11 protein-coding genes are annotated in these 15,300 nt (G+C 64.9%); 10 read left to right on the forward strand and 1 reads right to left on the reverse strand.

Annotated elements, in window-relative coordinates; all coding sequences use genetic code 11:
- Positions 1-32: 32 nt before the first annotated feature.
- The 3 genes from FJQ89_RS26825 to FJQ89_RS26835 all read left to right on the forward strand — a co-directional run bounded on the left by FJQ89_RS26825 (position 33) and on the right by FJQ89_RS26835 (position 4,086).
- Positions 33-965, forward strand: coding sequence for a type II secretion system F family protein (locus FJQ89_RS26825; RefSeq protein ID WP_141172388.1), 933 nt, complete (start codon positions 33-35; stop codon positions 963-965).
- Complete coding sequence (locus tag FJQ89_RS26830; RefSeq protein ID WP_141172389.1) at positions 962-1,804, forward strand: LytR C-terminal domain-containing protein; 843 nt, start codon at positions 962-964, stop codon at positions 1,802-1,804. Before FJQ89_RS26825 ends, FJQ89_RS26830 begins: the two co-directional genes overlap by 4 nt.
- Positions 1,805-1,878: 74 nt before the next feature.
- Complete coding sequence (locus tag FJQ89_RS26835; protein ID WP_141172390.1) at positions 1,879-4,086, forward strand: Ig-like domain-containing protein; 2,208 nt, start codon at positions 1,879-1,881, stop codon at positions 4,084-4,086.
- Positions 4,087-4,164: 78 nt separating this feature from the next.
- On the opposite strand, the gene FJQ89_RS26840 is transcribed toward FJQ89_RS26835, so the two are convergent.
- Positions 4,165-4,947, reverse strand: a complete 783-nt coding sequence (locus FJQ89_RS26840; RefSeq protein ID WP_035826389.1) for an inositol monophosphatase family protein — start codon at positions 4,945-4,947, stop codon at positions 4,165-4,167.
- A gap of 195 nt (positions 4,948-5,142) precedes the next feature.
- Here FJQ89_RS26840 and FJQ89_RS26845 point away from each other — a divergent pair, with 195 nt between their 5' ends.
- From FJQ89_RS26845 to FJQ89_RS26875, 7 genes are all read left to right on the forward strand, one after another.
- Complete coding sequence (locus FJQ89_RS26845) at positions 5,143-5,907, forward strand: RNA methyltransferase (protein WP_141172391.1); 765 nt, start codon at positions 5,143-5,145, stop codon at positions 5,905-5,907.
- Positions 5,904-6,818, forward strand: coding sequence for a LysR substrate-binding domain-containing protein (locus FJQ89_RS26850; protein ID WP_141172392.1), 915 nt, complete (start codon positions 5,904-5,906; stop codon positions 6,816-6,818). Before FJQ89_RS26845 ends, FJQ89_RS26850 begins: the two co-directional genes overlap by 4 nt.
- Before the next feature lie 103 nt (positions 6,819-6,921).
- Positions 6,922-8,115: an MFS transporter gene (locus tag FJQ89_RS26855; protein WP_243136297.1), complete on the forward strand. Its 1,194-nt coding sequence runs from the start codon at positions 6,922-6,924 to the stop codon at positions 8,113-8,115.
- 72 nt (positions 8,116-8,187) lie between these two features.
- Entirely contained in the window at positions 8,188-8,715 is a 528-nt protein-coding gene (locus FJQ89_RS26860) for a hypothetical protein (protein ID WP_141172393.1), read from the forward strand.
- A 7-nt stretch (positions 8,716-8,722) separates the two neighbouring features.
- Positions 8,723-10,357: a GMC family oxidoreductase gene (locus FJQ89_RS26865; RefSeq protein ID WP_141172394.1), complete on the forward strand. Its 1,635-nt coding sequence runs from the start codon at positions 8,723-8,725 to the stop codon at positions 10,355-10,357.
- A complete protein-coding gene (locus tag FJQ89_RS26870; protein WP_141172395.1) occupies positions 10,354-11,313 on the forward strand; it encodes an esterase/lipase family protein in 960 nt (319 codons plus the stop codon). The genes FJQ89_RS26865 and FJQ89_RS26870 overlap by 4 nt, the downstream gene beginning before the upstream one ends.
- 300 nt (positions 11,314-11,613) lie before the next feature.
- A complete protein-coding gene (locus FJQ89_RS26875; protein WP_141172396.1) occupies positions 11,614-15,246 on the forward strand; it encodes an EAL domain-containing protein in 3,633 nt (1,210 codons plus the stop codon).
- Positions 15,247-15,300: the final 54 nt, after the last annotated feature.

A 15,300-nucleotide genomic window follows, 5' to 3' on the forward strand; every position in this document is an offset into this window, starting at 1 on the left:
ATGAGGCAATTGACTATACGGAAGGTGGCACGATGAGCGGTTTGCAGATTGGCCTGTTGGTGGTGCTGTTCCTGATCGTGTTCGGCATCGTTCTGGTGCTGGCGCGCTTGTTTGCGGGCAATGCCGTGCAAGTGCGCCTCGATACGCTTGACGGCAAGAAGGTCGATACCGACAAGGGACGCCGCACCAGTCAGCGCTGGATGGCGCGTGTCGTCAGCCTGACGCGTCCGCTGGCCAAGCTGTCGGTGCCGGAAGAGGGCTGGGAAGAATCGCCGGTCCGCATCCGCTTCATCAATGCGGGTTGGCGCAAGAGCACCGCGCCGGCGCTGTTCTACGCCGCCAAGACGGGGCTGACCTTGCTCTTGCCCATTCTGATGTATCTGCTGCTGCGCCATGGTGACCACAAGCTGTTCCTCTGGGGGGTGGCAGCGGCGGCCACCGGCTATTACCTGCCCGACCTGTGGCTCAAGCATTGTTTGAAGGAGCGCCAGCGCGAAGTCTTTGAAACCTTCCCCGATGCGCTGGATTTGATGACCGTCTGCGTCGAAGCGGGCCTGGCGATGGACGCCGCGCTGGCCCGCGTGGCACAGGAAATTGGCATGAAAAGCGAGATCCTGGCCGAGGAGTTGCAACTGGTGACGCTGGAACTGCGCGCCGGCAGTACCAAGGACAAGGCCTTGCGCAACCTGGCCCTGCGCACCGGTGTGGAAGATGTCGATGCGCTGGTGACCCTGCTGATACAGGCGGAGCGTTTCGGCACCAGCATCGCCGCCTCGCTGCGTGTGCAGTCTGAGCAGCTGCGCACCAAGCGACGCCAGCGCGCCGAGGAAACGGCCGCAAAAATCGCCCTTAAATTGCTGTTTCCACTGATTTTTTTCATTTTCCCCGCATTGATGGTCGTCCTCATGGGGCCAGCCATCCTGCAGATTTACCGTGTCTTGTTACCGGCGATGAAGGGCGTATGAGCATGCCCGTGCGTCTTTTCAGCCTGCTCCTGCTGCTCTGCCTGTTACAAGGCTGCACGAGCGCGCCCTCCGTGCCCATGTGGAACATGCAGGCGGTACAGCGCATCAGCCATTCCGCCGGCCAGAATGCCGTCACGTATTTTGAACTGGGCAAGTTCTACCAGGCACGCGGCCAGCTGGTGCTTGCCGCCGACGCCTTCGCCGCCTCGATCGCCCTTGATCCGCAGCAACTGGCGGCGCGCAATGCGCTGGCCGTGCTCGACGCGCGCCAGGGCCGGCTTGAACAGGCTGCCACGGCGCTGCTGGTGCTGGTGCGCGACTTTCCCGAGGCTGCCCAGCCCCTGAATAATCTCGGCTATGTGTATTACCTGCAAGGGGACCTGGCGCAAGCGTCCAGCATACTCGAGCAGGCCATGGCGTGCGATGGCGGCACGGCACTGGCGCGCAATAACTTGCAACTGGTGCAGGCGGCGCAGCTGGCGTTGGTGCAGGCGGCGCAGCTGGCGTTGGTGCCGGCCGCGCCGGTCGCGCCAGCCGTGGCCGTCGCGCCGGAGGCGCTGGCCGAGATCGAAATCATCAATGGCAATGGCATACGCGGGATGGCGGCGCAGATGCGCTTGCGCATGCAGGCGCGGGGCATGGCGGTCAGCCGGCTGCGTAACCAGCCCGGTTTTCGCCAGGAACGCAGCCAGATCCTGTATGCGCCAGGCCACGCACGCCAGGCCGGCGCCTTGCGTCTAGCCCTGGCGCAGCGGGGGGAGGCCATGCAACTGGTGGCGGTCGCCAGCCAGGGGCGCGGCGCCGGCATCCGCCTGATCCTGGGGCGCGACCAGGCTTGAACAAGATAGCAGTAACACATGATCAGCAGCAAAATAACAGGGAGAAGTGCATGTCTGGATTGATGAGTAGCGGTATGCCGGCGCGTTGGGCGCTGTGTCTGGCTGCCGGCACGGCAGTGACCTTGCTGGCCGGCTGTGGTGGGGGCGGTTCCGGCAGCAGCGATTGCAGCACCTTGGACCCGAGCCGCAATCCGAACCTGCCCGGCTGCGTGGTGCCGCCCGTCACGCCGGTGGTTCCCGTGACACCGGTGCCGGCGACCTTGGCGATGAGCCTGAAAGACGGGGCAGGCAAGGCGACCACCTCGGTCAGTCCCGGCAACAGCGCCACCGTGCAAGCCGTCGTCAAGGATGGCAGTGGCGCCGTGCTGCCGGGCGTCTTGCTGACCTTGAACAGCAGCGACAAGAGCGCCAGCTTCACCCCGGGTGCGGCCAGCGCCCTGACGGATGCGAACGGCGTGGCCAGCATCGTCATCGCAGCCGGCAGCCAGAGCGGCGCTTTTGCGCTGACGGCCAGCGCCACGGTGAACGGCAGCGTGTTGACGTCGAATATCAATTACACGGTGGTCTTCCCGACCCTGACCCTGAGCGGCGTGGGCGTCGTGCCGGCGACCCTGTCGGCGGGCGGCACGGCTGGCCTGAGCGTGACGGTGATGAATGGCGCGGCCGTGTATGCGCCGGTACAGTCGGTCGTCTTCAGCTCGCCTTGCGCCGCAGCCGGCAAGGCGGCCATCAGCAGTCCTGTCAATACGGTCAATGGCGTGGCCAGCACCTCATACATCGACAAGGGCTGCGGCGCGCCCGACGTGATCACGGCCAGCACCATTTTCAATGCCACTACCTTGAGCCAGACGGGCACCCTGACGGTGCAGACGGCCAGTGCCGGCCAGATCGGCTTTGTCTCGGCGCTGCCGCAAAACATCGCCCTGAAGGGCACGGGTGGTGCGGGCCGGCAAGAGTCATCCATCGTCACCTTCAAGGTGCTCGACAGGAATGGCAATCCCGTCAGTGGCCATGTGGTTGACTTTTCGCTTAACACCACGGCTGGTGGCCTGAGTCTCAATCCGGCACAATCGACCAGCGGCGCCGATGGCAGCGTCAGCACCACGGTGGCCTCCGGCACCGTGAACACGCCGATCCGCGTCACTGCCACCCTGCAAGGCACCAGCCTGTCGACTGTCTCGGACCAGCTGGTGGTGTCCACCGGCGTGCCCGAGCAGGACAGTTTTACCTTGAGCACGTCCATGTTCAATACGGAAGGCCGGGATTATGCCGGCTGCACCGCGCCGACGGGCGCTACCATCACAGCGCGCCTGGGCGACCACTTCCATAATCCCGTGCCCGACGGTACGGCCGTCAGCTTCACGGCCGAAGGCGGCACCGTCGATGCATCCTGCCTGACGGGCCTGGTCAACACCACCTTGACGGACGGTACGGTGATCACGCAGAAGGGCATACCGGGTTCCTGCAGCGTGCGTTTCTGCCCCGGTAACCCGCGTCCGCTTGACGGCCGCGTGACCATCCTGGCATACGCCTTGGGCGAGGAAAGTTTCGCTGATACGAATGGCAATAATCTGTTCGACAGCGGTGAGACGTATGTCGACCTGGGCGAGCCGTTCCGCAATGACCGCGCCATCGTTGGCAGCAATGCCAATTTCAAGGATGACGCCTACAGCACGGGTAATGCCGTGCGCGCCGATGGCGAACCCACTATCGACTCGAACGGCAACGGAAAATGGGACGCGACGGGCGACAAGCAGTATAACGGCGTGCTGCGTTCGGCCTCCAGCGTCAACACCACGGCGGCCAACACCGTGCATATACGCCAGGCACTGGTGCAGGTGCTGTCCGGCAGCACGGCGCGTTTCACGCCGCTGGGCGCTGCCACCATTGATCTGGACAAGTGCGTCGATGGCACCGTGTTCGAGAACAAGGTTCACACCTTCCAGCTCGCCATCCGCGACGACAATGACACCGTGTTTGTGATCAATGGCAAGGATGTCACCAAGCGGGCGTTCGACTTGCCTGGCAATCCGCTGCCGGCCGGCACGACGATCAGCTTCTCGGCGAGCAATGGCAGCATCGTCAGCGGCGCCAGCTTTGTCGTGCCGAGCATGGACAGCGCCAGTTCCGCGAACTGGATCTATCCCGTGCAAATGATCAGTGACGTGACCCAGATCGGCACCGCGTGCCAGCCGAACAGCGTGCGCAACGGCCTGTTGACGGTGACGGTACGCACGCCGAATGGCATCTTGACGTCGGCATCGTATGCGGTCAGCGACTGATCGCTACACCTGCGGGCAATAAAAAAGCTGCCGGAGTTTCCTCCGGCAGCTTTTTTTACATCAGAGCGCGCTTGGCGATCAGGCGAAAGGCGTCAGCAGGGTGATCATCTGGCCAAAGATCTTCGGGCTGGCGGCGATGACGTCGCCCTTGTACAGGTAGTCCGATTCGCCGGAAAATTCACCGACGATGCCGCCCGATTCCGTGATCATCAGGGCACCGGCAGCGATATCCCAGGGCTTCAAGCCTTTTTCGTAGAAGCCGTCCAGGCGGCCGCAAGCGACGTAGGCCAGATCCAGCGCGGCCGAGCCGGCGCGGCGCACGCCCTGGCTGCGTTCACCCATGATCGCGTACATCTTCAGGTATTCGTCCAGCGCGCGTGCGCTGCCGGCCACGTAGCCGGTGCCCAGCAGGGCGTTCGAGATGCGGTCCAGTTTGGTGACGCGGATGCGTTTTTCGTTCAGGTAGGCGCCGGCGCCCTTGGTGGCCGTGAACAGGTCGTTGCGTACCGGATCGTAGATGACGGCTTGCGTGACAACGCCGCGATGCGCGAGCGCGATCGAGATGCAGTATTGCGGGAAGCCGTGGATAAAGTTGGTGGTGCCATCGATCGGGTCGATGATCCACTGATATTCATTCTCGTCGTGCGAGTTGGCGGAAGCTCCCGATTCCTCAGCCAGGAACGCGTGGTCCGGGTAGGCTTTGGACAGCACCTCGATGATGGCTTGTTCGGCCGCCTGGTCGACGTCGGTGACGAAATCGTTATGTTGTTTTTCCGTGACGACGACGCGGTCGAGGTCAAAAGAGGCGCGATTGATGACGGCGGCGCCGCGGCGGGCGGCTTTGATCGCCGTGTTGAGCATTGGGTGCATGTGAGCTTCCGTTAAAAGCACGCGACCGCCCATGGCCGCCTTGCGGCGCCGGTACGATAGAGTGCAAGAATGAATTAAAGAGCGGAGCGGTGCCGAAGTGGTTAAAATCCCGGCCTGGCGTCAGCGTTTTGTGACTCCGTTTCCCGAAATTTCCTGTATCGATACCGCGCAATAGCGCTATTTTAAATGAATCTGCCCGAAATCAACACGTCTCTTTTCACACGCCTGCGATTTATTCTTGTCGAAACTAGTCGTCCTGGCAACATTGGCGGCGTCGCGCGCGCCATGAAAACGATGGGTTTTTCCGATCTGGTGCTGGTCAACCCGCGTTTTCCCGATGCCTTGACGGACGCGGAAGCGGTGGCCTTCGCCAGCGGCGCGCAGGATATTTTGTCCGGCGCGCGCATCGTCGGTTCGATCGCCGAGGCGCTCGAAGGCTGCAATTACGCGGCGGCCGTGTCGGCCCGTTTGCGCGAATTCTCGCCGCCCGTCACCGCCCCGCGCGCCATTGCCAGTCAGCTGGCCGCCAGCGAAGACCTGCACGCTGCGGTCATCTTCGGCAACGAGCGCTTCGGCTTGCCCAACGAGATCGTCGAGCAGTGCAATGTGCTGATCAACATTCCCGCCAATCCCGCGTATTCGTCGCTGAACCTGTCGCAGGCGGCGCAGGTGGTCGCCTATGAGTGCCGCGTGGCGGCCCTCGGCGATGGGCAGCTCGCCAGCCCCGTCGGTTTCCATGGCGACGCGGCCAGCCTGGCGCAGGTCGACGGCATGTATGCGCATCTTGAGCAGGCGCTCGTGGCCATCGACTTCCTCGATGCCGACAACCCGAAAAAACTGATGCCGCGCCTGAAACGCCTGTTTTCGCGCACGGGGCTGGAGACGGAAGAAGTCAATATCCTGCGCGGCATCGCGCGCCATATCCTGGCGGTGGCCAAAAAAGGCCCATGATCGAGACGCGGCTGCTGCGCCAGTTCATCGCCGTTGCCGAGGAACTGCACTTCCGGCGCGCGGCCGAACGGCTGCACATGGCGCAGCCGCCGTTGTCGCAGGCGATCCTGCGGCTGGAAGACTTGCTGGGCTACCCCGTATTCGAGCGTACCAACCGCAAGGTCAGCCTGACGCCAGCGGGGGATGCTTTCCTGGCCACGGCGCGCCAGGTGCTGGCCAGCCTGGAAGAGGGCGTGGCCGCCACGCGCCGCGTGGCGCAGGGCATCGAGGGGCACTTGCGCCTGAGTTTCATCCACATCACGCCGTATGCCCACGTCTTGCATGCCTTGCGCGCCTTCCGCCTCGCCTCGCCGGCCGTGCAATTGACCTTGCGCGAAGCGTCGACGCAGCAGCAGGTCGAGTGGCTGGAAAAAGGTGAGGTCGATATCGCTCTGCTGCGCGCGCCCGGTCGCAGCACGCCGGGCTTGCGCTTCGAGCGCCTGTCCGGTGAAGACATCGTCGTGGCGCTGCCATCCGGTCACCGCTGCGCGGGCCAGGCAAGCGTGGATCTGGCGGACCTGGCCGGTGACGATTTCGTCGCCTCGCCGCGCGCGCTGGGCCAGGGTTTTCATGATCAGCTGGCCAGCCTGTGCCTGCATGCGGGTTTCGTGCCGCATGTGGTGCAGCAGGCGCGCCGATTGCAAACGGTGCTGGGCCTGGTGGCGGCCGGTTTCGGCGTGGCCCTGCTGCCGGCCAGCCTGAGCGCCTGCATGCCGGCCGGCGTGGTCATGCTGGCGCTGCACAGCACTGCGCCCGCGCCGCTGCGCCAGCTCGACCTGTACATGGCGTGGGACCCGCAGCGCACGTCTCCCGTGCGCGAGCGGCTGCTGGTGCAGCTGCGGCTGTCTGCCACCCAATGCGACTTAAATTGAGACGTTCAATTGAGACGTCAGGCGTCTCGTTTCAAGATAAATAAGATATTTTACAGATGGTGGTCCAGGGGCCAGCATGGCGCTTTGATTATCAGGAATGGCCATGTCCAACGTTTCGTCGCGCAGCCGCGCGCTGCCCCCTTCCATTTATTGGCTGTCGTTGTGCAGCTTTGCCTTCGGCCTGTGCGAATTCATCGCCGCCGGCCTGTTGTCCCCCATGGCGCGCGACCTGCACGCCAGCGTGGCGGCGACCGGCGGCGCCATTGCCGCGTATGCGCTGGGAGCGGCCATCGGCGCGCCCATCCTGACGGCCATGCTGGCGCGCCGGCCCAGGCGCCAGGTGCTGGTGGCCACCATGCTCGTGCTGGCGGCAGGCAGCGTCGCCATGGCGCAAGCGCCTGCACTGGGCGCGCTGCTGGGTGTGCGCTTTGCCGTGGGCCTGGCGCACGGCGTGTTCATGGCGGTGGCCTCGCACGCGGCCACCAGCCTGGTCGACCCGTCCCGCGCGGGCAGGGCGTTATCCATCGTCTGGCTGGGCCTGACTCTGGCGCTGGCCGGTGGCGTGCCGCTGGGGACGTGGCTGGGCGCCGTCGCGTCGTGGCGCTGGGTATTCGCCGCCATCGGCGTGCTGGCCCTGTGCGGCGGCGCCGGCTTGCGCTGCGCCATGCCGGCCGCGCGCCAGAAGGCCGCCGCCGTATCGGCTCTGGCCAGCCTGCGTGCCATCTTGCAACCGCCCCTGCTGCTGGCGGCCGGCGTGGCGGCGCTGGTCAGCGTGGCCACCTTCAGTTTTTTCACGTATATCTCTCCCTTCCTGCTGCAGCTGGGCGGGCTCGATGCGGGCTGGCTCAGCGCCGCCATGCTGTGCTTTGGCGCGTGCGCCATCGGCGGCAACCTGCTGGGCGGCTGGTGCGCCGACCGCCCCCACGCGCTGCGCTCCACCGTGCTGGCCCTGGCCGCGCTGGCGTGTAATCTGCTGGGGTTCTATGTGCTGCGCGCGCAACCCCTGGCCATGCTGGCCCTGTGCGGCACTTTGGGTATGCTGTTCTTTGCCCTCGTCACCCTGTCGACCATGCGCCTCTTGCTCCTGGCACAACGGCATTGCCCGGGCAGCGACGCCGTGGCCGCGGGCCTGAATATCGCCGCCTTCAATGCGGGCACGGCCCTTGGAGGCGCGCTGGGCGGTGTACTGATCGTCACCTTCGGCATGGCCAGCATCGCCATCGGCGGCGCGCTGGCGGCGCTGCTGGCCATGCTGCTGCTGTGCTTCCAGTCGCGCAAACTAGACGCGCTGCTCTAGTTTTTGCGTTCAAACGCCCACTGCCTTTGGCGTACACTGGCCTGCAAAAGGCCGTACAAAACAAGGGGACACATGGGATTGCAACGCAGATCGTTTCTGAAACTGGGCGTGCTGGGCGCCTGCGCTCTGGCCGCTGGCGGCGCCGCGTACCGCGCGCTGCGGGGGCCGGCGGCGCCTGGCCGCTTCGTGCTCGATGGCGCGGCGCGCGCGGCGCTGGCGGCCATCGTGCCGGCCATGCTGGGCGAGGCATTGCCGCACGGGGACGATGCGCGCAGCAAGGCCCTCGACGGCGCCATCGCCGGTGTGGACACGGCCATCCGTGGCTTGCCCCTGTCGGCGCAGCAGGAAGTGCAGGATTTGTTTGGCCTGCTGGCGCTGGCGCCCGCGCGGCGTTTCGTCGCCGGCGTGAAAGATGGCTGGCCCGAGGCCGATCCGGTCCAGGTGGCCGCCTTCCTGCAGTCGTGGCGCACGCACCGCCTTGCCACCCTGCAGACGGCCTATCTGGCCCTGCATGATTTGATCCTCGGCGCCTGGTATGCCGATGCCGCCCACTGGGCCGCCATCGGCTATCCGGGACCGCTGCCCGAACTGAGCGCATAAGGCATCCATGAGCACATCCCCCATACCCGATCCCATCGCCGCCGGCATTGCCGCCGGCTGGAACGTCACCGACGCCAGTACCCTGGCCGCCGATCGCAGCTTCGAGGCCGATGTCGTCGTCATCGGCAGCGGCGCCGGTGGCGGCGTGACGGCGGAAATCCTCGCGCTGGCCGGCCTGAAGGTGCTGATCGTCGAGGAGGGCGGCTTGAAGTCCTCGAAAGACTTCAAGATGCGCGAAGCGGACGCTTATCCCACGCTGTACCAGGAATCGGCCGCGCGCAAGACGCGCGACAAGGCCATCAACATCCTGCAGGGGCGCACGGTGGGCGGTTCGACCACCGTCAACTGGACCTCGAGCTTTCGCACGCCACCCGGCACCCTGGAATACTGGCGCCAGCATTTTGGCTTGGCCGGCTACTCGGTGGACGCCATGGCGCCGTGGTTTGCCATGATGGAAAAACGCCTGCACGTGAGCGACTGGGCCGCGCCGCCCAACGAAAACAACGATCTGCTACGCCGTGGCGCCATGGCGCTGGGCATACCCACGGCCGCCATCCGGCGCAATGTGAACGGCTGCTGGAACCTCGGCTACTGCGGCATGGGTTGCCCGACGAATGCCAAGCAGTCGATGCTGGTGACGACGATCCCTGCGGCGCTGGCGCTGGGCGCGGGCCTGCTCGTGCATGCGCGCGCCGAGCGTTTCAGCTTCAAGGGCGAGCGCATCGACAGCCTGCAGGTGACGGCGCTGGACGCCGCCGGTCAGGCGCCGACGGGCGTGCGCCTCACGCTGCGCGCCAAACACTTCGTGCTGGCTGGCGGCGCCATCAATTCGCCCGCGCTGTTGCTGCGCTCGCAGGCGCCCGACCCGCATGGCTTGCTGGGCCAGCGCACCTTTTTGCATCCGACGTTGATCTCGGCCGGCCTGTTCCCCCAGCGCGTCGATGCCTATGCGGGTGCACCGCAGACGATTTATTCCGACCATTTCCTGCACGCCGCGCCCATCGATGGTCCTATCGGCTACAAGCTCGAAGCGCCGCCCCTGCACCCGCTGCTGATGGCCACCACCATGGGCGGCTTCGGCGATGAACATGCGCGCACCATGCGCGAATTTCCCCATGCGCACGGCTTGCTGGCGCTGCTGCGCGACGGCTTCCACCACGATTCGGCGGGCGGCAGCGTCTCCATCGACAGCTTCGGTGCGCCCGTGCTCGACTATCCGCTCACGCCCTTCATCTGGGATGGCGCGCGGCGCGCGCTGCTGTCGATGGCGGAAATCCAGTTCGCCGCCGGCGCGAAAAGTGTCTATCCTGTGCATGAGCTGGCCAGCCATTACACCAGCTGGGCGCAGGCGAAACAGGCCATCGGCGCTTTGCCGATGAAGGCGCTGCTGGCGCGCGTGGTGTCGGCCCACGTGATGGGCGGCTGCGCCATGTCGGACGATGCGCGCCTGGGCGTGACGGGGGCCGATGGCCGCTATCACGGCGTGCGCAACCTGTCCGTGCACGACGGTTCGCTGTTTCCCACCTCGATCGGCGCCAATCCGCAGCTGAGCATCTATGCGCTGGCGGTGCGCCTGGCCAGCGGCCTGGCGCAGCAGTTGACGGGCAAGCCGGCCCCCGTGCCCGCCCCTGCCACTGCATGATCGCGCGCATCCTCAAGTGGCTGATGCTGCTGCAGGTGCTGGCCGTGCTGGGCGTGGCGTATCTGGCGATGCAGGCGTGGGGTGTGGCCTCGCCAGCGCTGGCCGTGCTGCTGGCGCTGGCCATGCTGCTGGCCGTGCGCGCGCTGATCGTGGCGCGCAATTTTTGGCAAAGCCGGCGCCTGGGCAGCCCGGTACCGCTTGAATACCAGCTGGGCGCCATGGGCGCCGCGCGCCTGTTTTTCGGCGAACTGTGCGCCACCTTGTGGACCTCGTCATGGGGCATGCTGCGTCCGCGCCTGCATGCGGCCGATTGCGTCACGCCCGGCCAGGGCCTGCCGGTGCTGCTGGTGCACGGCTATGTGTGCAACCGCGGCTATTGGACAAAGCTGAGCCGGCAGCTGGCGCAGGCGGGCATCGTGCACAAGGCGATCGACCTGGAGCCGATCGATGCCAACATCGAGGACTTCGTGCCGCAGGTCGAGCAAGCCATCACCGAGCTTTGCGCCCGCACGGGCAGCGACCGCGTCATTCTCGTCGCGCACAGCATGGGTGGCCTGGTGGCGCGCGCCTGGCTGCGCCATTACGGCGCGGCCCGCGTGGCGCGCATCATCACCATCGGCACGCCGCACCACGGCACGGCGCTGGCCAACCTGGCGGCGGGGACGAATGCGCGCCAGATGAGTCGTATCGATGGCGCACCGAGCGGCTGGCTGGCGCAGCTGGCCGCCAGCGAGGCGCCGGAAACGCGCGCCCTGATCACGTCGATGTACTCGCATCACGATAATATTGTCGCGCCGCAATGTTCCGCACACTTGCCCGGCGCGCGCAATCTGGCCTTCGGCGGCATCGGCCATGTGGCGCTGGCCAGCGATGCGCGCGTGCTGCGCCAGCTGTTAGCGGAAATAGCTATCAAGTGCGAAGTCGCCCAAGCCCCGTCCAGCCCCCATTTTTCGTGAATCCTGTTGTGTTTTATCAGCATGGCAAGACTGTCTCTTTTGACTCTGCTGTTGCCCAGGTTTAACAGGTACAGGCCCAGAAAATGCTGTTTTCCACAGGCGTCCTGTATTAAGCTAGCATCACGAAGGTGACGGCCAGCAATGATTGCCGAGGCCGTATGCGCCGCGCCACGGCGATCCGCATGCGAGATATTTGCGGGGATGCATGGCAGGATGTTGTAGGATCAGCATGTTGCCGCGCAAGCGGAAAAATCGGTACAGGCAGAAAATGAGACTATGCAGTTTTCATGGGGGTGCTAATTGTCCGCACGTATCCTGATTATCGAAGATAACGCCACCAATATGGAATTGATGGTGTACCTGTTACGTGCCTTCGGGTACACGCCGCTGGCCGCCTATGATGGCGAAGAGGGCGTGCGCATGGCGCGCAGCGAATTGCCGGACTTGATCATCTGCGACGTGCATTTGCCCAAGCTCGATGGCTATGGCGTGGTGGCCGAGCTGAAGAAAGACCCGCTGCTGCGCAAGATCCCGGCCCTGGCCGTGACGGCGCTGGCCATGGTGGGTGACCGCGAACGCCTGCTCGAAGCGGGTTTCAATGGCTATATCGGCAAGCCTATCGAGCCGGACCTGTTCGTGGCGGAGCTGGAATCTTTTTTACCCGGGGCGCCGTCGACGCCAGTTAAAAACGACATAGCGACCATCTTGATCGTCGACGATCATGTGCTGAACCGCGAATTCCTGACCGCACTGCTGGGCTACGGCGGCCACCGCCTGCTGGAGGCGGCCAATGGCGCCGACGCGCTGGAAATACTGCGCACCGAGCGGCCGGACCTGATCATCTCCGACATCCTCATGCCGAACATGGACGGCTACGAATTCGTCACGCGCGTGCATGCCGATCCCGCGCTGACCGACGTGCCCATCATTTTTTATACGGCCACCTACCGCGAGCAGGAAGCGATCTTGCTGGCGCAGGCGTGCGGCGTGCGCTGGGTGTTGCCCAAGCCGTCCGATCCTGAAGTCATCGTGCGCACGGTCAACGAGGCGCTGGGACTGATGCCGGCGGCCGCCCAGGCGCCCATTGTGCCGGGCGGTGCTGCGGCGCGTCCCGCCACTGGCAAGCTGGCCGGCATCGATCACCAGGTCAGCGGCTACCTCGACGAAGTCGAGTCCAGCAGCCAGCAGATTTCGCAGCTGGCCAGCCTGCGCGAAGGCCATGCCGCCATGCCCGAAGACCTGGGCATCATGACGGAGCGCCTGTCGCGCTCTCTGTCGAGCCTGCAGGCGGTGAGCCTGCGCCTGACGGCCCTGATCGAGCTGGGCATCGAGCTGGGCGCCGAACGCGATCCGCGCGCCTTGATCGAGGCGGGCTGCAAGGTGGCGCAGAATATCTGCGTCTCCAAGTATGCCTGCATCGGCGTGCTGGAAGAGGGCGCCGAAAAGCTCAGTTATTTTTCCTCGTGCGGCGCCGAGAAAGACCTCGAGCGCATTGCCAGCGCGCCGCGCACGGGCATCCTGAACCGCTTGCTGGAACAGCGCCAGCCCTACCGTGTCAATGGCTTGAAGGGCGACCCCGGCGCGCTGGGCCTGCCCGACACGCACCCGCCCGTGCATTCCTTCCTGGGCGTGGCCATCGCCTCGCGCGAGCGCAGCCACGGCTGGCTGTACCTGGTCGACAAGCTGGGGGCGACTGAATTTTCCGAAGTCGACGAACGCGTGGCCGCCACGGTGGCGGCGCAGATCGCCGTCGCCTACGACAACCTGCTGCTGTACGACGAGATCAAGCGCCACCACGAGCAGCTGACCCTGGACATGGCGGCGCGCATCCGTCTCGATGAAGACTTGCGCCGCTTCCGCCTGGCGATGGATGCCACGGCCGACGCGATTTTTCTCGTCGACCGCGCCGGCATGTGCTTCGTCGACGTCAACCAGACTGCCTGCCGCATGCTGGGCTTTGAGCGCGAGGATTTCCTGCGCGTGGGGCCGGGGCGCGCGAACGAGGGCGAGACCCAGCTGGAAGAACTGTACAACAAGCTGCTGGCCGGCGACCAGGGTGGCCCGATGACGGAGTTGCAGCTGCAGCGCAAGGATGGCTCGCCGCTGTCGGTGGAAGTGCAGCGGCGTACCCTGCGCTCGGGGCAGAGCTGGATTCTGGTGGCTGTGGCGCGCGACATCACCGAGCGCAAGGATGCCGAGCAGCGCCTGATGAAGCTGGCCCATTTCGATACCTTGACGGGCTTGCCGAACCGCAGCCAGTTTTACGCCTCGCTGACCCATTCGCTGTCCCAGGCGGCCGAACACCAGTGGGCCGTGGCCGTACTGTTCATGGATATCGACCGCTTCAAGAATATCAACGACACCCTGGGCCATACCATCGGCGACGACCTGCTGCGCCAGTTTTCCAGCCGCCTGGTCGATTGCCTGCGCGTGCGCGATACCATCGGCCGCTTTGGCGGCGATGAATTTGCCACCATCCTGGTGCTGCCGGAAGGCGTCCAGCATGCCGTGGGCGTGGTCGAGAAGATCCGCGAAGCGATGCGCAAGCCCTTCGACTTGCAGGGCCACGAGGTGACGGTGACGGTCAGCATCGGCATTTCCGTGTTCCCCGAAGACGGCGTCGATGCGGACACCCTGATTCAGTATGCCGACACGGCCATGTACCGCGCCAAGGAGGCCGGGCGCGATGCCTTCCGCTTCTTCACGGCGGAAATGAACGCGCAATCGATGGCGCGGCTGGACATGGAAAATGCCCTGCGGCGTGCCATCGACAACGAGGAATTCGTGCTGTTCTTCCAGCCCAAGGTGAATATCATATCGGGGCGCATCAGCGGAGCCGAGGCGCTGATACGCTGGCGCCGCCCCGGCCACGGCATGGTTTCGCCGGCCCTGTTCATCCCCTTGCTGGAAGAAACGGGGCTGATTGTGCGCGTCGGTAACTGGGTGCTGGACGAGGCATGCAAGAAGATCAGCGAATGGGGTGCCAGCAGCATCGGCCCCGTGCACCTGTCGGTGAATGTCTCGGGCATCCAGTTTTTCGTCGGCGGCCTGGAAGAAGAGGTGCTCAAGGCGATCAGCAAGCACGATATCGCGCCCGACCTGCTGGAACTGGAGCTGACGGAAAGCTCGCTGATGTCGAACGCCGAGGAAACCATCGCCGTGCTGCGCAACCTGAAGGCGCTGGGTATCCAGATTTCCATCGACGATTTCGGCACCGGCTATTCCAGCCTGGCCTACCTGAAGCGCTTCCCCATCGACAAACTGAAGATCGACATCGCCTTCGTGCGCGAAGTGACCAGCAATCCGGACGACGCGGCCATCGTGCTGGCCATCATCAGCATGGCGCACAGCATGAAGCTGGAAGTGATCGCCGAAGGCGTGGAAAACGATGCGCAGCTGGCTTATTTGCGGCGCCACGGCTGCGACGAGATGCAGGGCTATTATTTCAGCCGCCCCGTGCCCCAGGAAGAATTCGAACAGATGCTGATGGCGGGCAAGCTGCTGCAGGCGCCGCAGGATGCGGGCAGCGAAGAGCAGCAAACCTTGCTGATCGTCGACGACGATGTCTTCATGCTCGACGTGCTCAGCGACTTCCTGGCGCAGGACGGCTACCGCATCCTGACGGCGCAGACGGCCGCCGAGGGCTTCGACATCCTGGCGCGCCACAAGGTGCAGGTGATCCTGTGCGACCAGTGCATGCCGCTCATGAGCGGCACCGAATTCATGGAGCGTGTCAAGCACCTGTGCCCCGATACTTTCCGCATCATGCTGTCGGCTTTTGCCGACCTGACGCCCATCATGGCGGCCATCAACCGTGGCGCCGTCGACCGCTTCTATACCAAGCCGTGGAAAGGCGCCGTGCTGCGCGAGAACATTCGCGAAGGCTTCCGCCTGCACACGCTGCTGCATGGCCCGGTGAAAGCGGCCGCCTAGGCGCTTGCCACTGCGTGTGCTGGCGCACGTTCAGACGCAGCTTTGTATCGAATT

The sequence above is a fragment of the Janthinobacterium tructae genome (genome assembly GCF_006517255.1).
Taxonomy (GTDB): Bacteria; Pseudomonadota; Gammaproteobacteria; order Burkholderiales; family Burkholderiaceae_D; genus Janthinobacterium; species Janthinobacterium tructae.

Excerpts from the sequence above, each read along its gene's own strand:
- FJQ89_RS26825 (WP_141172388.1), top strand. The coding sequence starts at position 33 with ATGAGCGGTTTGCAGATTGGCCTGTTGGTGGTGCTGTTCCTGATCGTG.
- FJQ89_RS26830 (WP_141172389.1), top strand. The coding sequence starts at position 962 with ATGAGCATGCCCGTGCGTCTTTTCAGCCTGCTCCTGCTGCTCTGCCTG.
- FJQ89_RS26835 (WP_141172390.1), top strand. The coding sequence starts at position 1,879 with ATGCCGGCGCGTTGGGCGCTGTGTCTGGCTGCCGGCACGGCAGTGACC.
- FJQ89_RS26840 (WP_035826389.1), bottom strand. The coding sequence starts at position 4,947 with ATGCTCAACACGGCGATCAAAGCCGCCCGCCGCGGCGCCGCCGTCATC.
- FJQ89_RS26845 (WP_141172391.1), top strand. The coding sequence starts at position 5,143 with ATGAATCTGCCCGAAATCAACACGTCTCTTTTCACACGCCTGCGATTT.
- FJQ89_RS26850 (WP_141172392.1), top strand. The coding sequence starts at position 5,904 with ATGATCGAGACGCGGCTGCTGCGCCAGTTCATCGCCGTTGCCGAGGAA.
- FJQ89_RS26855 (WP_243136297.1), top strand. The coding sequence starts at position 6,922 with ATGTCCAACGTTTCGTCGCGCAGCCGCGCGCTGCCCCCTTCCATTTAT.
- FJQ89_RS26860 (WP_141172393.1), top strand. The coding sequence starts at position 8,188 with ATGGGATTGCAACGCAGATCGTTTCTGAAACTGGGCGTGCTGGGCGCC.
- FJQ89_RS26865 (WP_141172394.1), top strand. The coding sequence starts at position 8,723 with ATGAGCACATCCCCCATACCCGATCCCATCGCCGCCGGCATTGCCGCC.
- FJQ89_RS26870 (WP_141172395.1), top strand. The coding sequence starts at position 10,354 with ATGATCGCGCGCATCCTCAAGTGGCTGATGCTGCTGCAGGTGCTGGCC.